We start from the raw sequence: 19,954 nt of genomic DNA, 5'->3' as shown, positions 1-19,954 counted from the left end.
TATTCCTGTTGATTATTCCAATTCTCTGGTCCAAACTCGGCAATCTGCAACGTCAGGTAGATGAGCTGAAATCAGAGGTAGAGCGACTTCAAAACGGTTCGTCTGTCGATTCGAATCGTTTTGCGATGAACGCTTCTTCTGTCCAAAATGCTTCATCCTTCTCTTCATCTACAGACACAAACGCCTTCCCTCAGAGCGGATTCGATACAGATCGGGAGTTGGATCAGGAATTGCTTGCAATGGTACGTCGGGGAAACAAAATTCAGGCTATTAAAAAACTGCGTGAAGCCCGCAGCCTCTCTTTAAAAGAAGCGAAAGATTATGTTGAAGCATTAGATCGATAGGGGCACAATTGACCGAAGCGGTCTTTTAAAAGAGAGTAAGCTTAAACTAACATCGTGAACTAAAAACGCTGAATTGCATCGTCCATAAAACGAAAGAGGAACTGAGCGGATTAACGCTTACAGTTCCTCTTTTTCGTACTCTTTTTCATAAACTAGCGAATACATGAACAACAGAAATAAATGGTGCCCTGACTTCTTACTGTGCAGTTACCGCACCATCGATAGGATAGACAGCTCCGTTGATGTATGGTGCCTCGTCTCCGAGCAGGAAGGAAACCAGATTCGCGATTTCTTCCGGCTTACCGAGACGTCCGGATGGAATGCTATCTACCGTAGCTTGGAACACTTCCGGATTATCTTTACCGAATTGAACAACCATCGGTGTCTCGATCGTCCCTGGAGCAATCGCGTTCACGCGTATGTTCTCCTTGCCATATTCAATCGCTGCTGTACGCGTCAAACCAACAACACCGTGTTTGGTCGCCGCATACGGAGCAACTGCCGGAACACCCACAATTCCAGCGGTGGAAGCTGTATTCACAATGGAACCCCCACCTGTTTTGAGCATTTCGGTAATGACATATTTTAATCCGTAGAATACACTTCTCAGATTAATATCAATAATCTGGTCAAATTGCTCAATGGTATGTTCAATTAATTTGATCCCTGGGCCGGCAATGCCCGCATTGTTGAAGAACATATCAATTCGGCCGAACTCTTCGATCGTCTTTTTTACATAATTCTCTACCTCAGCGGCTTTACTCACATCAGCTTGAACAAAAATCGCTTTGCTTCCCAGCTGTTCTATCTGCTTCACCGTTTCAAGACCTGTCTTTTCCACCAAATCCACGACAACGATGGAAGCACCCTGCTCAGCTAGTTTCAGCGCTGCGGCTTGACCTAATCCACTTCCTGCTCCTGTAATGATGGCTACTTTTCCTGCGTGACTCATGATGATCTCCTCCAAATTATGTGTCATTTGCGATTGTACCTATTCATTCCTCGGCCCTATGGATGAGCTATGTAGGTCAGCAAGGACATGACTCCTTCCTGACTTCACCTATTTTAATCAACAACCGATTTAAAAACAAACTAAATTATATCAACTTGCTTACCGAAGCAAGTTCGTTTTCGCAAGTTCAATTAATTCATCGCCACGGCCATTCAGAACGGCTTTCATCATCCATAGCGTGAATCCTTCAGCTTGTTTAATATTGATTTTCGGTGGCAGAGAGAGCTCCTGGCGATTCACAACAGCGTCGATCAATACCGGGCCATTGTGTTGCAACGCACGTTCTATGGCTCCCTCAAGCTCGGCAGGATCTTCCACGCGTATGCCTTCAATGCCCATTGCTTGTGCCACCATCGCAAAGTTTGGATTCACAAGCTCAGTCCCCGATTCGAGGAAACCGGCAGCTTTCATCTCGAGCTCTACAAAGCTGAGTGCGCCATTGTTAAACACAACCACTTTGACTGGAAGGTTATGCTGCTTCAGCGTGAGCAGATCCCCCATAAGCATCGCTAATCCACCATCTCCAGATAACGAGATGACCTGTCTTCCAGGATCAGCAACCTGAGCACCAATGGCCTGAGGCAGTGCATTAGCCATCGTTCCGTGATTGAATGAACCTAGCAATCTGCGGTTACGGCTCATCTGAATATAACGTGCCGCCCATACCGTTGGTGTACCCACATCACAAGTGAAGATTGCATTTTCCGCAGCAGCATCACTGATCACTTTGGTCAAATATTGCGGATGAATAGGCTTTTTGCCTGGTTTGCCCACCGCAAGCTCGTCCAAATCCTCCCGTACTTTCGTATAATGCTTCACGCTTTTACGCAGATGTTTATCACTATGTTCAGCCGTGAGGTACGGAAGCACCGCTTCAATCGTGGCCTTAATGTCACCACACACCCCATAATCCAGTTTGGTTCGCCGCCCCAAATGCGAGGTTTGGATATCCACTTGTATCACTGTCGCATCTTCCGGGAAAAACTGACGGTACGGGAAATCCGTTCCGAGCATAAGTAGTACGTCACAGTCCATCATGGCATGGTATCCCGAAGAATATCCGATTAAGCCTGTCAGGCCCACTGAATAAGGATTGTCATATTCTAAGTACTCTTTCCCTCGAAGCGCAATAACCATAGGGGATTTCAATCGATCACAGAGCTCTAGCAGCGGTTCACGAGCCCCCGCACATCCTGCCCCGCATAGAAGTGTAATTTTCTTGTCCTGATTCAAGTACTCCGCCAGTTTGGCGAGTTCGGGTTCAGAAGGGTGTACAACCGGATGTGGTGCATGGTATACATGCTCGGGAACAGGCAGATCAGCCGCTTCAAGTCCAGCAACATCACCCGGAAGCACAATGACAGACACCCCGGAACGTGCTACGGCTGTCTGCATCGCCATCGTGACCGAACGAGGCATCTGCTTGGCTGTTGTAATCACTTCACAATAATGACTGCATTCCTGGAACAAATACTCCGGATGAGTCGCCTGAAAATATTCACTGCCAATCTCGTCACTTGGGATATGAGCAGCAATGGCCAGAACCGGTACGCGGTTTCGATGGCAATCATAGAGTCCGTTAATCAGATGCATATTCCCCGGGCCGCTGCTCCCTGCACATACGGCAATGCTCCCACTTACTTGGGCATCTGAACCGGCTGCAAAAGCCGCTACTTCTTCATGTCTTACATGAATCCATTCAATTTTGCCCGACTTGCGGATGGAGTCGAGGACCGCATTCAGCGAGTCTCCAACAATACCGTATATCCGATGAATCCCCGCATTTAATAAGGCTTCAACAAGAACGTCTGCTATCGTTTTTTTCATGATGCTGGGTCACTCCTTTATAACGTTATTTTGATTAGGTTTCCATCCCTTGAATATACCTATTCTTATACCCCAATATTTTGAAAAACGAATCAATAACATATGTCATTCCAAGTATATAAACACAATCTGCGTTAACATCTGGAGAAAACTCAAAAAATCCGTTTACCTGAAAAGGCAAACGGATCACTCTTGTTTTTCACACGATATATGCTCCTGAGAGCACAGTTAATCAAATGGCTGGCATAACATTGCCACCGCTTACAGGGATATACGCTCCAGTGATAAAAGAGGACAAATCGGATGCCAGGAAAGCAACTACGTTCGCAATCTCCTGATCTTCTCCTCTGCGTCTCAATGGTACAGTCCGAGTATAAACCTCATCATGTCCTGGTTCGCTTGTTCGATCGCGTTCACTAATTGTCCAACCCGGAGCTACTTGGTTAACCGTAATCTGATATTCGCCAACTTCCTTCGCTAACACACGATATACACCGTCCATCCCGCGTTTTCCTGCGGTATAGGCCGATTGATGCGCAAAATTTTGCATCGCACATTCGGTATTAATCCCAATGAAGCGACCGGACCTCATTTCCTGCATCTGCGGAATGAAAGCTTTAGCAAGATATACACTCTGCATAACACATGATTCGAACTGGCTCAAGTAATCCTCGGGTGCTTGCTCCAGAACGGAAGTCCATTCGTATTGAATGACTGCATTCGCAACGACAATATCTACATTACCCAGCTTGTTTTGGATCGCATCTCGTATCCGAAATGCGGTATCCTGTTTAGTCATGTCACCTTGTACGATAACGGCCTGACAACCCAGGGCTTCGATCTCGCCCTGCAGTTCTTTGGCCTTCATTTCGTTGTTTATGTAATGCAGCGCCAGATTCGCGCCGCAAGTTGCGAGTGTACGAGCAATCACTCTTCCCAATTGACCCGTTGCACCCGTAACTAATGCCGTTTTCCCCGTTAGATCCAATTTCACGACCCGAGATGACCTCCTTATACATTCTATTTCTAAAACGATTTCGAAAAGTGAATTTTTGAATATTCGTGCCGCCTGAATTTTCGGATACCAAGACTTCCTTTGGGGTTTTTCTTGATTCTCAGTCAATTTCCAACGTTACTTTTGGATCTTTATTCGCCACTGTGTTTCACGAGATCAATTTCCTGAAAACGGCTGACTTCTTTCTCCCAGCGCTCTGCAACATATTGACGGTGTACGGGGTGAACATTATAAGCGTCATAAGCAGCCTGATCTGCAAACTCCATGGAAAAACCGTAATCAAACTCATTCTTAGCACTCACCTGACGTAACACTTGAAAATGTTCAACACCTGGAATTTCCGCAAGCGCTTCCTTACTTTCGTTCAAAAAAACTTCGGACTCCGTTGTATCTTTACCTGCATAAAGTGTAAATGTCACCATATGTGTAATTCTGCTCATCTTTGTTTTCTCCTCCACTATGTTCAGACTCTGTACTCTAGTTTACAACTGAATGTGCTGAAAGCGCAATATTTGGTTGAGTTGAACTGATAAGCACACATACAAGGCATAAACAGACACTAATAGCAAAAACCCCCGGAATAACATTCCAGGGGTTTCTCCTCATCTATAAGAGAACTAGTTTTTGAGGTTGTATTTGCGGTTGAACTTGTCAACACGTCCACCGATATCCACGTTTCTTTGTTTACCAGTGAAGAACGGGTGGGATGCAGAGCTAGTATCTACACGGATAACAGGGTAAGTGTTACCGTCTTCCCATTCCATTGTTTCGTTCGAGAACTTCGTGGAAGAAGCCAGGAATTTGAAGTCAGCACTTGCATCGTAGAAAATAACGAGCTGTGTTTTAGGATGGATGTCAACTTTTGGCATAATCTATTTACACTCCTTTAATATGGGTACTCCCTAGAATCAAACTAAATTTTATTATACTCTTTTTTTGTACGAAGTACCAGCAAGAATTGACGAAAAAACAAAAAAATTATAATCCATGCGATTGGGTATCTGATCTATCATTACGCCGGGCCTTTTTCCAATACATGCAACATGTACTCGAGCGCCTCTAGTTCATCCCTTCCTCTGGTCTGTAATCGAACCATACTGCCGTTTCGAAGCGGAAGTAAAGCCATGCCTAGAAGGCTCTTCACATCTACATGATGTTCATGATCAGCCTCCGTATAAGACAATGATATGTCCGAAGCAAAACGTGACGCTTGAGAGGATACCGACAATAATTCATCCCGATGGAAATCCGCGTGAATCATAAATTCATGTGTTCTCACAACTTCAATTCCTTTCGCCAAAATATGAGTAACCTGCAATCGTGTGTTTTCATTTATATATTAAAATCAACATGAATTATACCATGTGCTGGCAGGTTGTCCATGCCTTTTATGCGGAGAAAACAAAAAAATCACGGTTACTCTGCTTACAATTAGAAAAAGGTCCCGTACACATATGTGTACAGAACCTCATGTCCATTCTTATTACATACCGTTCGGGTAAACCATCACTTTAAGACTACCGCTTTTATTATGCAGTGCCCGCTCCATTGCCTGTTGTGTCTCTTCAAGGGCATATCGATCCGTGATCAAAGACATCACATCATGCTGTCCTGAACTTAAAAAGGCGACGCCCGCAGGATACGTATTCGCATAACGGAATATGCCATAGATATCTACTTCATTATCGGCGATAAACGGTACATTGATTGCAATCTCATCCTGTGCAGGCAATCCAACAATGGCCAGTTTACCACCTCTGCGAAGAGAATAGAGCGCCGATTGTAGTGCTTTGGGATTACCTGCCGTCTCCCAGGCTGTATCCACCCCGATACCCTCGGTAATTTCCCGAATCACAGCAAGCGCATCCTCATGACGCACATTGATCGTGTGCGTTGCTCCCATCCGGCGTGCGGCCTCGAGCCGGACTTCCTCTAAATCCGTGACGATTATGGTCTGAACTCCGAAAGATTTCGCTGCCGCAACAGCCATCAGTCCGACGGGTCCCATGCCCATAATAGCCAGTGTCGTTCCTGGAGCCAGTTTGCTCCGGCGAGCCGCATGAATACCAACGGAAAACGGTTCATTCATGGCTGCTTCCTCAAAGGTTAGGTGATCCGGGATTGGAAATACCATATCTTCTCGCATGACCATGTACTGCACAAATGCTCCATCCACCGGAGGGGTTGCCAGGAATTGAACTTCAGGACACAGATTGTAACGTCCTTCCTTACAAGCTGAACAGCGGCCGCACGTCACTCCAGGTTCAATGGCAACTCGCTCCCCAACCTTCACCCGGGTAACGTCTGCACCAACCGCAACGATAACCCCTGCACATTCATGGCCAAGAATAATCGGTTTTTCCACAACAAATCTGCCAATACGACCATGCTCGAAATAGTGCACATCAGATCCACAAACGCCTACGGCCATTACCTTAATAAGCACTTCATGGGCTATGGGTCTGGGAACAGGCTGATCCTCAATGATAATATGTCCAGGCTTTGTCATGACGGCAGCCCTCATCGTTACGGGCAGTTCGTGTTGACTCATACGCATTCTCCTCCTTTATGCATGTCAGTGCTGTCTCTCGTTTCAAAGAAAACGTTGCGTACTTCGTACATGATCCATTAGTAGATTTTTCGTGCCTGCTCATCCTGAATTCCGCTCTTGCGATAAAAATAAGTGTTAATCATATCGCGCCATTCCTTCGCGTGATCTGCCTGTTCCTCTTGCAGCGCAGCTACCTTGTCAAAGATGACTGGATCCACTTTACCTTCCAGTTCTCTCCATGTTTCGAGTAAAGCTTCAGCCTGCGCAGCACCTTCGAAATGAGTATCGTAGATGTGCTGGATAACCGTTTTACCGGAATGTAACACATGCGTGTACGGTACGTGATGGAAAAAGAGAATTAACTCATCGGGACAAGTCTCCAGTGATTCATATCGAGTTGCATTTTCAGCATGATATTGGGAAGTATAACCTGTACCACTCTTCACCGTCCGATCGACCCCAATTCCATGACAGTCGGCAAAGTGATACGTTCCCCATTTGGAATACTCGTAACCATCCACATTAGGACCGTAATGATGATCTGGATTTACCATCCAGCCTACACCGAGAGGTGCAGTATAATTTTCATAGATGTCGAGTGAAGACAGCAACATGCCCGTAATCCGCTCCACCACTTGCTCATCATGTCCAAACGTTAATCTCACCCATTCATCTGCGATGGCTTCTGCCGAGAGCTCAGGATTCCACCCCAGTCTGCCATATCCGTACAAATTCGCTTGAGCCAGCGGATGTCCTGTCCAACTTGCATCCGCACCGATGTTGGATACAGCCGCAAATCCACTGTACTGGCGCTGATAGAGCGAACCGTCTGCAATGCGCTTGATCTCTGAGCCTTTGCCCTTAGCATACGTGTCAAAATCCAGAATTTCCTTCCACTGTGGCACAAGATAAGCCAGATGACGCTGTTGTCCTGTATATTCTTGCGTAATCTGGAACTCGATCACTTGATTCGTATTCTCCATCGCCCCGAATAAAGGGGATACTGCTTCTCTAACCTGAAAATCCATAGGTCCATTCTTAATCTGCAAAATGACATTGTCCGCAAACCGTCCGTCTAGCGGTTTAAAGTGATCATAAGCCGCGCGAGCCCGATCTGTAGTACGATCCCGCCAGTCCTGCTTGCAGTTGTATACGAAGCACCGCCAGATGACAAGTCCGCCAAACGGACGAAGTGCCTCGGCAAGCATGTTCGCACCGTCTGCATGGTCGCGATTGTATGTGAACGGCCCCGGACGATTTTCAGAATCCGCCTTGATCAGATATCCACCAAAATCCGGAATTGCAGCGTACACCTTCGCCGTTTGAATGTTCCACCACTCACGCACTTGTTGATCTAGTGGATCAGCGGTCTGTAAGCCACCAACTTCGATTGGACTGGCGTAATTGGCACAAAGAAACAAGCGAATACCATACGCTCTGAATTCAGCCGCTACCTTCGCAACATCACCAAGGTATCGCTCTGTCAGAAAAAGACTCTCTTGCTTATGCACATTCACGTTATTAATCGATATCGCATTGATTCCGGTTGAAGCCAGTAATCGGGCGTAGTCTCGAATCCGCCCTAAATCCTGCGTGAACTCACCGTTTTCGTAAAAAATAGAACGCCCGGCATATCCCCGCTCAATACTGCCGTCCACATTATCCCACTGATTAATCATGCGCAGTTGATTCACGGGTTGCTCTGTAATAAATAAAGGCTTCTCCCCGTCAAGAGCCGAACCGGCTTCTTCTGATTTACCTTGCTTTAATGTCAGTTCACGCAACAAATGAAAAACAGCGTATAAAACACCTTGCGGCGTCTCTGAACCAATAACCAGTTCTTGGAGAGAATCATCTTCACGAATGATAAAACCTTCACCCTGTACAGCAGCACGTTCCGTCTCCGTGAACGCACTAGCCACCTGATTGTTCCCTGCCCAGGTGCCCAATCGGATTGAAGGTTTACGTTGTTCGCCTGAGTCCGTGCTTTGAGACTGAGAATGATGAATTACAGGCTGTTCCCCATATAACTTACCAAGCCCTTGCTTGAGCTCGCTAAGAGCGGTGTCGATGACGAGATGCTGTTCCTGTACATCAATTAGCCGACTCCAGAAAGGAGCTGCCGTTCTCGCAGCTCCTTTCGCTCCTGGCAGTTCAGCATGATAACTTAGCCATGCTTCATATTGCGGGCCGGACAGTCCAGATTGAACAGTAGTTTGACTCATTGTACAGCCTCCTTGCTTGCATAGATCTGTGCAAGATGATTATTTTTGCCTTCAAGTAACCACAGAATAGAAGTTACGCCACGTGGGTAATATTTGCTGCCGACGGCAACACCGGATAAGATCTGGTCACTCCAGCACCAGTAGGATTCTTTCGGATGAAGCAACCATTTCACATGAGCTGCATCCGCTGCTTTCCCAGACTCATCCCACTCCACACCCAAAATTTCACGTGTGATAAATTGGGACAGGTAGATTTTGCTCAACCAGGAGTTGTTGCTTGTCGACGACAGCTTCCAGCCGCCATCTTCAAACAGGCATGTTCCGGGAACTAACACCGTTTTTAGATGTGTGTGCAGTGCCTTGATATAAGGTCCGAACCGGCCGTTAACATCCAGTGCCGCTTCACAACCTGTAAAGTACGGGAATACCAAGCCTTCAATAGCCGGAATGATACGCGAATCGTTATTTTCCGCAATAACCGCCGGGATGTAACCTCTATCAGTCAATTGAGCAGCGATGCTTGCCGCGCAGCGATCTGCTTGTTTTCCTGCCTGATGAGACAGCTCTGCCAGCTTCTCGCCTGCAAACAATTTTTCGAGTGCAACGTAGACAGCCCAGCATTTACCCGCAAGATAGATATTGTTCCGTGATTGTCCAAGGGATACGTCCAAACTATCGTACGTGGTAATCTCTGCCCCGCCTTGTGTACGGCTGCTATCCAGCCCCATTAAGCCATTACGTTGAGCTTCTTCAGGATGGTCACGGTTAAGCATGCTTTGGAAGCATTCCTGAATAACCGGCAACATCTCTGTCACAAACTCCCGATCTTGCGTCTGCTCAATATATACCGTTGCGCAACAAAGCCAGTTCACAAGCTCTTCATGGCTCATCTGAGAGAAACAGTCATCGATGCCGACGAGTTCATATGCCGAATGACCCGGACGGGAAAATACATTGGCAATACCAATATCATGTGTAAACGTAATTCCGCCTGGATGCAGTGTCTCTTCTCCAGGGAAGCGCACCTGATCCGTATAGCTATAACGCTTCACAAACCACTCCAGCTCATTACGAACAGTCCATGGATTAAGAGCAAGCTCGAAGTACAGTTGGTCTGCGGTCAGATCCAGCGTATTCATCATCCGATATTCCCCTTCATTCACAATCCAGAGCGGCTCTCCATCCGCATCAAGCAATTGCGTGCTGGCGTAATAGCTGTGGATGGAATGGGCAAGCATATAGGACTGATCTTCGCTCAGCGCTGCCGTTCCAAGACGCTGATCGACTTCAGCACAGGATGCAGTCAATGCATCAAAACGATTCAACGCATACTGACCCGCTTCCAAAATGTCAGCAAAGTAACGTGTGTACCAATATGTGGTGTCCATACCGGTAGTTACAATTCCGCCCCGATAGAAACATACCGCGAATTGGAACGTGCGTTTCTGACCTGCCGGAACTTCCATCAGCAATACAGATGTAGACCCTAAGCCAAATGCCAGATTGTCCCGATGTTTTTCCCCTAATATCTTCTCCAGCGTAAATCCGCGTGCAGGCCACAGACCTTCATTTTTGGATACAATAGCTGTCAGACGACCTTGTCCAACCCCTGTCAATGATCCTCCCTCTGGTCCACCAATCAAACGCATTGCAGAATACGGATCACTGCCTTGATAACCGAAGTAACCTTTACGGGTCTTCTCGCCTTGGCTGTTGTCAATTGTCATCTCGACCAACACTGCTGGTACGAGCGCATCCATTAGCGCTTCACGCTCTGCACTTTTCGGATGCGGAACGGGACGTACAGGCGAATAGATACGAAATTCCAGATCCCCTGCATTCCATGTATCCGTGCCTGAAGTGAACTCCCGAGTAATGTCTTCATCCCGAAACGCCGAGATCAGCGGCTTTGCCTCTGCACTGTCAGCTTGACTTCCGCTTTCCAGCTTCTCCACATCATAACGGCTGCTCTCATCTTCACTTGCTTCATAAAAAGGCAATGCCTGATAGTGCTCTCCATCACGAGCTTGTAATCCAATATATACGTTTTGGTCAGCCGGCTTCCCAAGTTCAAGCCCCAGCCCCCCTTTAGCCCCTTTGTAACCTAGCGTGAAACTGGCAAATGCACCAATTGGTGCGTGATGCGCATTGTAAAAAATGGAATTGGATGTACTCATTCTCTATAACCTCTCTCGGAATAAGATCTGCATACGTTTTCATTAGCCCATCCTATCACGCAGTACCCGTCCAGACCATGAACAAATCAATCGAATATTTACCCAAATCAAGCCGATGTATGATAAAATATAAAGCGGTTACAATTTTAAAATTTTAATGAATTCGTTTTAAATATGTTCATAGCATAGCATAACATGACCCAACATAAGGAGGAATTCAAATGTCTTCCACGTATTTACCTCCCGATCTGGGAGAATGTGTGCATGAAGTGTTTTACCCAGATGTACAAACCACTGTTAACTTGTTCGCCATTCATCTGCGCAATGTCGGACCCGATTGGGACTATCCGGCGCACGAGCATCCTCAATATGAGCTCAATTATGTAACAGAGGGTGTGCAGTATATGACCATAAACGGTACTTTATATGTACAAAACGCTGGCGAGCTGCTGCTGATCCCTCCAGGTAGCATCCATTCCAGTCAGAGCCGAAACGGAGAAGGCTTCACCTATTTCTGTATGCATTTTGATATCGATGATCAGCTGTTTCTCTCCCTTCTGGCTCGAATCAAGCAATTATTATTCAGTGCAGACAGCCCGGTTACCCAGCAGATTGAACCGGTGCTGCACAAACTGATGTCTTCTGCCCACGATCAATCCGCCAGCGCTATGGTACAGCGTATGCAACTGCAATCCGCCGTATTTGAGCTGTTTGGGCATCTCTGGGAGACCGTGTCTCAGGAAGCAGCCCAGACGTTTGCGGGTGGGTACGAGCGGATTGAACTGGCGCATCAGATCCGTACTCGGCTACAAGGACTAATGAGCCAGCAATTTAAACAAGGCGATGAACCCGACAGCCACTATGGCATCGATGATATCGCCGCAGAACTCGGCATCAGTACTTCGCATTGCAATCGTGTGTTCAAACAAGTATTTGGGCAGTCTCCTCGTACCGTTTTATCTCAAATGGTGCTGCATGAGGCCAAAGTTCTATTAGGTAATCCGCAGCTCTCTGTACAAAACATCGCAGTGATGCTTGGGTATAAGGATATCGCCCATTTTAGCCGTCAATTCAAACGGTGGTCGGGGAAGTCCCCTTCACAATATAGACAGGAACAGCCTGCTCTGGAGTAATGTCCAGCAACAGGCTGTTTTCATTGGCTGTATATGTTACAACTCGTTTATTTCAGCAAACGTTTGATCAAATTCAATTTGTTATTGTATGGCGGATACAGCATATGCGGATTGAGCTTGGTGCTCTTTTTCAAAATACTTTTCATGTGCGAAAAGGTCTCGAAGCTGTACCGTCCATGGTACGAGCCAATACCAGAATGACCTACTCCTCCAAACGGCAGACGTGGATTGGCCACATGTGTAATCGTATCGTTAATACATCCCCCGCCAAAAGAAACCTCAGTTAACACTTTATCCTGAACAGCTGGGTTGGATGTGAACAGGTACAAGGCTAACGGCTTTGGTCGTTTAACAATTTCGCTAATAGCTTCATCTAAATGACCATAACTGATAATCGGCAAAATCGGCCCAAAGATCTCGTCCTCCATCGTGGCTGCATTCCACGATTCCGCATCAATTAAGGTCGGTTCAATAAAGCGATCCTCTTCATCGGAAGTCCCTCCAAAGATGACCTGATCCCGATCTCGTTCAATCAGAGCAGTCAAACGTTTAAAGTGTGACTTGTTCACGATGCGCCCGTAGTCCTTATTGTGCTGAATGTCTGTCCCAAAGAAGGTTACAATCGCGGCTTTCATTGCATCAATTAAAGGCTGTTTTACACGCTCATGTACGAGCAGGTAATCCGGGGCGATACAGGTCTGTCCCGTGTTAAGCAATTTGCCCCAAATAATTCGCTCAGCCGCCACTTGAATGTCCGCCTGCTCATCCACGATAACAGGACTTTTTCCGCCTAGTTCGAGCGTGACCGGAACAAGGTTTTTCGCTGCGGCCTCCATCACGATCTTCCCAACAGGTACACTGCCTGTAAAAAAGATATAGTCGAACGAAGAATGGATAAGCGCTGTTGTTGTGTCTTTGGCCCCTTCAACCACTTGCACATATTCTGGCTCAAATACTTCACCAATCAATTTCTTCACAACAGCTGATACAGCCGGTGTGTTCTCGGAGGCTTTAAGCACCGCCGTATTGCCTGCGGCAATCGCGCCAACCAGAGGTTCAATAAGGAGCTGAAAAGGATAATTGAACGGCCCAATGATGAGTACCGCACCATACGGCTCAGGCAAGACATAACTTTTGGAGCCAAGAAGCGCCACTTGAGTTCTAACCTTAACAGGCTTCGCCCACTTTTTGATTTTACGCATCGTGTGTGTGATGCTGTCGAGCATAAATCCAATCTCTGTCGTATAGGATTCAAATTCGCTTTTGCCCAAATCTTGATACAATGCCTGTGTTAGCTCGGTTTCATATTTCTGAATAGCCTGTTTGAGTCGGCTCAGCCGTTCTATTCGCACACCAGCCTGGCGCGTAGCACCTGAACGAAAAAATGTACGTTGCTTCTCCAGGATCACGTGTACATCCTCATGGGTCAATTCCTGAAACGTAGTCATAACAGTCATCCTCCTTCGTTTTGAATGATTTATTGATCAAAGGTTTAAACTGACGAACATATAGGATACATGCCTTGGCATGCTAACTCTTTCCTTACTACTACTCATCATTGCAGCTGTAGATATTTTCAACAGAACCACCTTAAGCCGCTACTTTGCGTCTGCATTTCTTACATGCGCATTCTCATAATAAAGCTTTCTCGCATGGCATTAGCATCAGTCACTTATTTTAAAGGCATTCCTCTTCAAGCGCAGCGACAAGCTGTTTCAGCAGATCGACGGAAGCATGCAGCGAAGCTGAATAATAACGTTGTGTTCCCTTCTGTTCCACGGATATGAGCCCTTTTTCCAGGAGCAACTTCAAATGATGGGATATGGCTGGACGGGACAGGCTGGAATGTTCCGTAATTTCATTCACTGTCATATGGCCTTTCTCGCTCAGCATGAGCAAAATGGATTGACGATGGTTGTCACTCAGAACTTGAAACAGCGGGATACATGTTTGGAAAATGGAGATTGCTTTCTGGCTCATTATTGCACCTCTATTATCATTGGTTATACTCTGTTGTCATTCGACTGGTTTAGGCATTTAATCATTTTTATTATATTCGTTTAAACATTTAAACCTATATAAGGAATTGTACTTCCTTAGATCTCAAATCTCAAGCAAAATAGCTCAGAACATATAATTCTTTATAAATAAAACGCTTCCACTCCACCATGCTTGTATGGTAGTATGGCAATGAAGGAGTTGAAGTTGTGGAACATACCCCCAGATTATCATCCAGAAGCAGTTTGTCGCCCTTGTCAGGCCACCTCTCAGCGTTGAACAAGCAATCCTACTCGACGCGAGATTTGGTTTATGACACGCTGAAACAACAGATTTTGAGTCTGCAATTGCCTCCGGGTACGGCCATTTCGGAGAAAGAAATCGCCTTGGACTTTCAGGTTAGCCGGACACCTGTGCGCGAAAGTTTTGTCCGACTCGCTCAGGAAGGTCTGCTGGAAGTGTATCCCCAGCGTGGAACGTATGTCTCTCTGATTCAACTGAATCTCGTTGAAGAAGCCCGATTTATGCGCGAGCAGCTTGAGCGTGCTGTCATCCGTCTAGCTTGTGCACAATTTCCAGAAGAGCAGATGTTGGCCCTTGAACAAAATCTTACAGAGCAGCAGCAATGTCTGAGCGAACCGGATGATGAACGAATGTTTCAACTGGATGAGGAGTTCCATAGTACTCTTTTTGCTGGCTGTAACAAAAGCAACACCTGGACGGTGATTCAGCAGATGAATGTGCATTTGAATCGAAGCCGGATGCTCCGTCTGTCTTCCGATCATCATTGGGATCACTTAATAGAGCAGCACCGATCCATGGTTCAGGCGATTCAGCAGCACGATGCAGAGAAAGCAGAACGTCTGATGCAGGAACATCTACATTTGCCAGTGACGGATCTGGCTGTTCTGCGGAGTACATATCCTTCCTATTTTCAATAAGTAAAGAATTTCTGCTTTCCCATCGTAATGTATGCTGTTTCTTCCACTAATGAGGATGAGGTGAATGAGATGAAGATGGTTTTTCGCTGGTTTGGTGAAGGCAATGATACGGTATCGCTGGATCAGATCCGGCAAATTCCCGGCGTCGAAGGCATTGTATGGGCACTACATGATGTTCCTGCAGGCGAAGAATGGCCGATGGACAAAATACTCGCTGTCAAGACAGCTGCGGACCAAGCCGGGCTGCATCTGGATGTCGTAGAAAGTGTTAATATTCATGAAGATATCAAGCTTGGACTACCTTCACGGGATAAATATATTAGTAATTATATTAAAACTATGGAGAAACTTGCCCAAGTGGGTGTCAAAGTAATCTGTTATAATTTTATGCCGATCTTCGACTGGTTGCGTACGGATCTGTATAAAGAAATGGAAGACGGATCAACAGCCCTCTTCTATGAAGCTAGCAAAATTGAAAACATTGAACCAATGGAACTGGTTCGCAAAATCAATGAAAACTCCACCCTCACAATGCCGGGCTGGGAACCTGAACGACTGCAGTATTTGACAGGTTTGTTTGAAGCCTATAAAGATGTGACCGAGGAAGATATGTGGGAAAATGCACGTTACTTCCTGCAAGAGATCATTCCTGCCGCTGAGCGGCTTGGCATTCGAATGGCGATTCATCCCGATGATCCACCATGGCCCATCTTTGGTCTGCCTAAAATTATAATCAATCAGGACAATGTTCGCAGATACCTGAACCTATATGACAGTCCGGCGAATAGTGTAACGCTGTGCAGCGGATCTCTCGGTGCCAATCCAGACAATGATATTATTGGGATGATTCATGAGTTCAGTGATCGGATTCCGTTTGCTCACATCCGGAATGTGAAGGTCTATGAGAACGGTGACTTTATCGAAACCTCTCACCGCAGTCAGGACGGAAGCGTAGATATCGCGGGTGTTGTAGAAGCCTATCACGATATTGGTTTTGAAGGATATGCCAGACCGGACCACGGTCGACATCTGTGGGGTGAAAAATGCAGACCAGGCTACGGGCTGTATGATCGCGCACTCGGAATTATGTATCTCTGGGGTGTCTGGGATTCACTGCAAAGGAGGGCAAACGCATGAGCGAACACAATTCGAACCTGAAACTGGATCGAACTTCTCGCCTTGAAGGCAAAACAGCCGTGATTACCGGAGGAGCAGGTGTACTATGCCGCTCCATGGCTGAAGAACTTGCAAGACACGGCGCCAAGATTGCCATCCTCAACCGGACAGTAGCCAAAGGTGAGGAAGTCGCATCGGCAATTGAAAAAGCGGGCGGCCGTGCCATTGCCGTTGCATGTGATGTCACCCAGGCAGAAAGTGTACAGGCGGCAGCGGATATCGTACGAGAACAACTCGGCCCTTGTGACATCCTGATTAATGGTGCTGGTGGTAATAACGCCAGTGCCAATACAACAAATGAAATTTTCAAACCGGAGGATTTGGGCAATCCTGATGTGACCACTTTTTTTGACGTAAGTGTTGCAGGGTTTCGCCAGGTGATGGATCTCAATTTTGTGGGTTCTCTCATCCCTACTCAAATTTTTGCCAAACACATGATTGAGCGCGATGTACCGGCTACAGTCATCAATATATCGTCCATGAGTGCTCCATCTCCCATGACCAAAGTGCCTGCGTACAGTGCTGCCAAGGCGGCTATTAACAATTTTACACAATGGCTTGCTGTGCATCTGGCAGAGTCGGGGATTCGAGTCAATGCGATTGCACCAGGCTTCTTCCTGACCGAGCAGAACCGCAACTTGCTCTTGCAGCCCGACGGCTCACCTACGGAGCGTTCCAGCAAAATTATTGCGCATACCCCAATGCGTCGTTTTGGTAAACCGGAGGATCTGCTCGGTACGTTAATGTGGCTGGCAGATGAACAACAGTCCGGCTTTGTAACGGGTATTGTTGTCCCTGTAGACGGCGGATTCATGGCCTATTCGGGTGTGTAGCCTTCTTTTTGGACACATCGATTGTCTGAAACAGACACAATCAAACCGAACCTCGTGAAGTAATCACGGGCTTCGGTTTTTTTGACGTTTATTTTGCCCCTCAGGTGATAAGGAATAAATTGCATCGTTGTGGGCAAGGATTGTGGGTGTAAAGGGTGGTGATGCATATATGATGGAGGAAACTACGGTCGTTGCTGTGCGAGCGATTATTGCTTTTCTAACCTTAATTGTCTATACGAGGGTACTGGGAAAACAACAAATGGGCAACCTGACCTATTTTGATTATATTAACGGCATTACGATTGGCTCCATTGCCGGTACGTTTGCCACAGATTTTGTCGTCCAAAGCGTGGATTCATTTTGTAGCGTTAACCATCTTCACCTTGATCACCATCATCTTTCAATACATTACACTGAAAAGCCGAGCCTTCTCCCAAATTACGGACTCCGATCCCACGCTGGTCATTCAGAATGGTAAAATTCTGGAGCAAAATCTGAATCAAATGCGCGTGAAGTTCAACGAACTCACGATGATGCTGCGGCAAAAGGATGTATTCGACCTGACCACGGTTGATTATGGCATTTTAGAACCGGATGGTACTTTGTCCATTGCGTTGAAACCGGAGAATCAGCCCGTAACCGCAAAGGATATGCACATGCATCCACCACCTCAGAAACTCATGACCGAGCTTATTATCGACGGTGCATTAATGAAAGAAAAACTGGCGGAACGGAATAAGGACAGCCGCTGGTTAACCGAGCAATTGAAAAAGCAAAATCTGACGATTCAGGACATCGCATTTGCTGCCATTTTACCGAATGACAAGTTATATATCGATTTGTATAAAGATCGGTTATCAGACAAGACCAGCACAGATGAGGAAAAAAAACGTAACTGATTCTGAATGAATCCGAATTGATCTGAACTCGTAAAAACACAATCTGACCAAACTTGTCAGGAGGTTCGGAAATGAAAAAGCATAAATGGCTGCTCTATACCATACCTATTATCATGCTTTTGCTGTTCATCGCGATCATGATTAGCGGCCCTTGGCTCAAAAAACCTTTTGGCACGCAAGATCGCTTACTGGAATCTATCCAACTTCTGGAGAAGCAGGTTCAGCATCAGCAGTGGACACAAGCCAAAGCTCAAGTGGAGTACGCCATGCAAGCTTGGCATCGGATCGTCAACCGCATTCAATTCAGTGTGGAGCGTGAAAGTATCTATGATATTCTGGGCGCACTTGCACGCATCAAGGGTGGTATCGCGGCGAAGGATGATCAAGCGATTATGGAGGAAATTTATTATTTTTATGCGTTATGGGATAACCTCGGAGACTAACTGGAAAGAAGCTAAACGTAGCTCATTAGAGGTACAAATCATTGCAGACTAACAGAAAAAATTAAAAAGCACCTCCTCTACGCAAAAAGGAAGTGCTCTTTGTTGATCGTTCATGCCTTATTTAGGCCGCGTTCTTATGCTCTGTGTAATCCACGGGATTTCGACTTCGAGGGACTAGCCGTACCTTCTTTACGGAAAAAGAGTGCAAGTGCTCCCTTTGCACACCATAGTGCAAACAGTGCAAACAGCGTACCCCAGAATAGCGCTGGCATGAATGTCTGTTGCGCCAGATTGGCCGCATCTCCAGCCTGAGAAGGACGGGTCCAGGATGCCCAACCGATATACATCGCACTAACGACAGACTCTTCGAGCGTAATAAAGGCCAGCAACAGGTAGTAGTACTTGGCGATTTTTACACCAAAAATCATAATAACTACATTCAACGCGATAAAACCGGTTAACCACAACATACCGAATTCACCTCTGACATATAACAACAGCGACACAAGTGCCACAGCCGTCATCAACCCCAGCCCCCACATATGTCTACCTTTCCGGTACAAGTAAAAGAGCAGCCATGCAAAAAGCGATGCACCAATGTATCCTGCCAGCGAAACAAATATCGCTCTCCCCGATGTCAGCATAGACGAATACGTAACACCGCTATGATCCGCGTATAATTCAATGCGCAGCACTTTGCCGGACAAAACCAGTGTCATCAGCGCATGAGCGAATTCATGTATCATTGTATCCAGATTACGGAACAAGGACGAGAACGGGATAAATCGGGTCAGAAATACAGAGGCCATTAGAAAAAGGATCGTTTTGAGCCATTTGTTCAATCTGTTCAGACCTCCTTGCCTTCAACTAGCGAGCCTATTCATTATAGTACGTCAGGCTTCCCTGCTTCGTTTCGTCTTTTGAAATCAAGCGCGCACCGCTCCATCCACCAGCAGAAGCTGCGATTATGTCCAATGAAAAAAGAAGATAGATCATATCGCCCCCGCCCTTTCTCAAAAGTAACCAGAAGTCGATTTCGCATCCGCACAATGGCATCGTTCACAAACTGTTCGGCGGCTTTGCTGTGGATAAGCGTCACATACGCATATAGTGAATGATCGACAGGTTCATCCAGCGGACTAACCCCGGCACACGAAAACTCGGTCTGTACCCCCGCTTCCTGGAGCAGGCTCAATGTTCGAACCAGCTCTGTATCGACCTCTACCCCGTTCCACATCACCGTCCGTTTGGGTAACACGGTTCGTTTGTCCCGTTCGGTCCAGTGCAGCAGTTCCTGTTTCCGTCTTCTCCACAGATGGACAGGCTGTTCACTGAGCAGCACTTCCTGTTCCTCAAATTCTTCATGTACGTTCATCATGT

The 19,954-nt window shown here is 46.5% G+C and carries 20 protein-coding genes and 1 pseudogene; 8 read left to right on the top strand and 13 right to left on the bottom strand.

The features are described from left to right. The first annotated feature begins 8 nt into the window (after positions 1–8). Positions 9–344, top strand: a complete 336-nt coding sequence (locus ABIE27_RS10295; protein WP_161557024.1) for a ribosomal protein L7/L12 — start codon at positions 9–11, stop codon at positions 342–344. 196 nt (positions 345–540) lie between these two features. Here the strand turns inward: ABIE27_RS10295 and ABIE27_RS10290 are convergent, their stop codons facing one another. The 9 genes from ABIE27_RS10290 to ABIE27_RS10250 all read right to left on the bottom strand — a co-directional run bounded on the left by ABIE27_RS10290 (position 541) and on the right by ABIE27_RS10250 (position 11,151). Then, entirely contained in the window at positions 541–1,296 is a 756-nt protein-coding gene (locus ABIE27_RS10290; protein ID WP_429350491.1) for an SDR family NAD(P)-dependent oxidoreductase, read from the bottom strand. A 159-nt stretch (positions 1,297–1,455) separates the two neighbouring features. After that, positions 1,456–3,183, bottom strand: coding sequence for a ubiquinone-dependent pyruvate dehydrogenase (gene poxB, locus ABIE27_RS10285; RefSeq protein ID WP_429350490.1), 1,728 nt, complete (start codon positions 3,181–3,183; stop codon positions 1,456–1,458). Positions 3,184–3,415: 232 nt separating this feature from the next. Next, complete coding sequence (locus tag ABIE27_RS10280; protein ID WP_123066461.1) at positions 3,416–4,177, bottom strand: SDR family NAD(P)-dependent oxidoreductase; 762 nt, start codon at positions 4,175–4,177, stop codon at positions 3,416–3,418. Between the two features lie 152 nt (positions 4,178–4,329). Further along, positions 4,330–4,638: a Dabb family protein gene (locus tag ABIE27_RS10275; RefSeq protein ID WP_123066462.1), complete on the bottom strand. Its 309-nt coding sequence runs from the start codon at positions 4,636–4,638 to the stop codon at positions 4,330–4,332. Between the two features lie 177 nt (positions 4,639–4,815). Then, positions 4,816–5,067, bottom strand: a complete 252-nt coding sequence (locus ABIE27_RS10270) for a type B 50S ribosomal protein L31 (RefSeq protein ID WP_090916418.1) — start codon at positions 5,065–5,067, stop codon at positions 4,816–4,818. A 143-nt stretch (positions 5,068–5,210) separates the two neighbouring features. Continuing rightward, on the bottom strand, positions 5,211–5,477 hold the full coding sequence (locus ABIE27_RS10265) for an HPr family phosphocarrier protein (RefSeq protein ID WP_240037141.1): 267 nt from the start codon (positions 5,475–5,477) through the stop codon (positions 5,211–5,213). A gap of 204 nt (positions 5,478–5,681) precedes the next feature. Then, positions 5,682–6,755 (bottom strand): NAD(P)-dependent alcohol dehydrogenase, encoded by a 1,074-nt coding sequence (locus tag ABIE27_RS10260; protein WP_429350489.1) that lies wholly within the window; start codon positions 6,753–6,755, stop codon positions 5,682–5,684. A 71-nt stretch (positions 6,756–6,826) separates the two neighbouring features. Further along, entirely contained in the window at positions 6,827–8,974 is a 2,148-nt protein-coding gene (locus tag ABIE27_RS10255) for an alpha-glucuronidase family glycosyl hydrolase (RefSeq protein ID WP_429350488.1), read from the bottom strand. Beyond that, the gene (locus tag ABIE27_RS10250; protein WP_123066466.1) at positions 8,971–11,151 is read right to left on the bottom strand and encodes a glycoside hydrolase family 52 protein; all 2,181 of its coding nucleotides are present in this window, start codon (positions 11,149–11,151) and stop codon (positions 8,971–8,973) included. Before ABIE27_RS10250 ends, ABIE27_RS10255 begins: the two co-directional genes overlap by 4 nt. Before the next feature lie 221 nt (positions 11,152–11,372). On the opposite strand from ABIE27_RS10250, the gene ABIE27_RS10245 reads away from it, so the two are divergent. Then, the gene (locus ABIE27_RS10245; protein ID WP_123066467.1) at positions 11,373–12,284 is read left to right on the top strand and encodes a helix-turn-helix domain-containing protein; all 912 of its coding nucleotides are present in this window, start codon (positions 11,373–11,375) and stop codon (positions 12,282–12,284) included. Positions 12,285–12,331: 47 nt separating this feature from the next. Here the strand turns inward: ABIE27_RS10245 and ABIE27_RS10240 are convergent, their stop codons facing one another. After that, positions 12,332–13,732 carry an aldehyde dehydrogenase gene (locus tag ABIE27_RS10240; RefSeq protein WP_123066468.1) on the bottom strand — a complete coding sequence of 467 codons (1,401 nt, stop codon included), beginning with the start codon at positions 13,730–13,732 and terminating at the stop codon, positions 12,332–12,334. Positions 13,733–13,961: 229 nt separating this feature from the next. Beyond that, positions 13,962–14,264: an ArsR/SmtB family transcription factor gene (locus ABIE27_RS10235; RefSeq protein WP_123066469.1), complete on the bottom strand. Its 303-nt coding sequence runs from the start codon at positions 14,262–14,264 to the stop codon at positions 13,962–13,964. 272 nt (positions 14,265–14,536) lie between these two features. On the opposite strand from ABIE27_RS10235, the gene ABIE27_RS10230 reads away from it, so the two are divergent. The 6 genes and pseudogenes from ABIE27_RS10230 to ABIE27_RS10205 all read left to right on the top strand — a co-directional run bounded on the left by ABIE27_RS10230 (position 14,537) and on the right by ABIE27_RS10205 (position 18,574). Further along, entirely contained in the window at positions 14,537–15,223 is a 687-nt protein-coding gene (locus ABIE27_RS10230; protein WP_429350508.1) for a GntR family transcriptional regulator, read from the top strand. Positions 15,224–15,292: 69 nt separating this feature from the next. Further along, positions 15,293–16,360: a mannonate dehydratase gene (uxuA, locus tag ABIE27_RS10225; protein ID WP_123066471.1), complete on the top strand. Its 1,068-nt coding sequence runs from the start codon at positions 15,293–15,295 to the stop codon at positions 16,358–16,360. Beyond that, positions 16,357–17,232 (top strand): SDR family oxidoreductase, encoded by an 876-nt coding sequence (locus ABIE27_RS10220; protein ID WP_123066472.1) that lies wholly within the window; start codon positions 16,357–16,359, stop codon positions 17,230–17,232. Before uxuA ends, ABIE27_RS10220 begins: the two co-directional genes overlap by 4 nt. Positions 17,233–17,401: 169 nt before the next feature. Further along, positions 17,402–17,494, top strand: a pseudogene (locus ABIE27_RS10215) (DUF421 domain-containing protein); the annotation flags it as partial. Positions 17,495–17,510: 16 nt separating this feature from the next. Next, positions 17,511–18,131, top strand: a complete 621-nt coding sequence (locus ABIE27_RS10210; RefSeq protein WP_429350487.1) for a DUF421 domain-containing protein — start codon at positions 17,511–17,513, stop codon at positions 18,129–18,131. Positions 18,132–18,202: 71 nt separating this feature from the next. Next, positions 18,203–18,574 carry a DUF4363 family protein gene (locus ABIE27_RS10205; protein WP_123066473.1) on the top strand — a complete coding sequence of 124 codons (372 nt, stop codon included), beginning with the start codon at positions 18,203–18,205 and terminating at the stop codon, positions 18,572–18,574. Positions 18,575–18,708: 134 nt separating this feature from the next. On the opposite strand, the gene ABIE27_RS10200 is transcribed toward ABIE27_RS10205, so the two are convergent. Both ABIE27_RS10200 and ABIE27_RS10195 read right to left on the bottom strand, forming a co-directional pair. Further along, positions 18,709–19,416, bottom strand: a complete 708-nt coding sequence (locus tag ABIE27_RS10200; protein WP_429350486.1) for a M50 family metallopeptidase — start codon at positions 19,414–19,416, stop codon at positions 18,709–18,711. A gap of 41 nt (positions 19,417–19,457) precedes the next feature. Continuing rightward, complete coding sequence (locus ABIE27_RS10195) at positions 19,458–19,949, bottom strand: hypothetical protein (protein ID WP_123066475.1); 492 nt, start codon at positions 19,947–19,949, stop codon at positions 19,458–19,460. Between the last annotated feature and the right edge of the window lie 5 nt (positions 19,950–19,954).

The sequence above is a fragment of the Paenibacillus sp. 4624 genome (genome assembly GCF_050435065.1).
In the GTDB taxonomy this organism is placed as follows: domain Bacteria; phylum Bacillota; class Bacilli; order Paenibacillales; family Paenibacillaceae; genus Paenibacillus; species Paenibacillus amylolyticus_D.
The sequence above is the reverse complement of the archived record's forward strand: the minus strand, read 5'-3'. Positions and strand labels throughout refer to the sequence as shown.

Coding starts and splice junctions, on each gene's coding strand:
- ABIE27_RS10195 (WP_123066475.1), bottom strand. CDS start 19,949: ATGAACGTACATGAAGAATTTGAGGAACAGGAAGTGCTGCTCAGTGAA.
- poxB (WP_429350490.1), bottom strand. CDS start 3,183: ATGAAAAAAACGATAGCAGACGTTCTTGTTGAAGCCTTATTAAATGCG.
- ABIE27_RS10240 (WP_123066468.1), bottom strand. CDS start 13,732: ATGACTACGTTTCAGGAATTGACCCATGAGGATGTACACGTGATCCTG.
- uxuA (WP_123066471.1), top strand. CDS start 15,293: ATGAAGATGGTTTTTCGCTGGTTTGGTGAAGGCAATGATACGGTATCG.
- ABIE27_RS10220 (WP_123066472.1), top strand. CDS start 16,357: ATGAGCGAACACAATTCGAACCTGAAACTGGATCGAACTTCTCGCCTT.
- ABIE27_RS10245 (WP_123066467.1), top strand. CDS start 11,373: ATGTCTTCCACGTATTTACCTCCCGATCTGGGAGAATGTGTGCATGAA.
- ABIE27_RS10255 (WP_429350488.1), bottom strand. CDS start 8,974: ATGAGTCAAACTACTGTTCAATCTGGACTGTCCGGCCCGCAATATGAA.
- ABIE27_RS10205 (WP_123066473.1), top strand. CDS start 18,203: ATGAAAAAGCATAAATGGCTGCTCTATACCATACCTATTATCATGCTT.
- ABIE27_RS10260 (WP_429350489.1), bottom strand. CDS start 6,755: ATGCGTATGAGTCAACACGAACTGCCCGTAACGATGAGGGCTGCCGTC.
- ABIE27_RS10275 (WP_123066462.1), bottom strand. CDS start 4,638: ATGAGCAGAATTACACATATGGTGACATTTACACTTTATGCAGGTAAA.
- ABIE27_RS10235 (WP_123066469.1), bottom strand. CDS start 14,264: ATGAGCCAGAAAGCAATCTCCATTTTCCAAACATGTATCCCGCTGTTT.
- ABIE27_RS10290 (WP_429350491.1), bottom strand. CDS start 1,296: ATGAGTCACGCAGGAAAAGTAGCCATCATTACAGGAGCAGGAAGTGGA.
- ABIE27_RS10250 (WP_123066466.1), bottom strand. CDS start 11,151: ATGAGTACATCCAATTCCATTTTTTACAATGCGCATCACGCACCAATT.
- ABIE27_RS10270 (WP_090916418.1), bottom strand. CDS start 5,067: ATGCCAAAAGTTGACATCCATCCTAAAACACAGCTCGTTATTTTCTAC.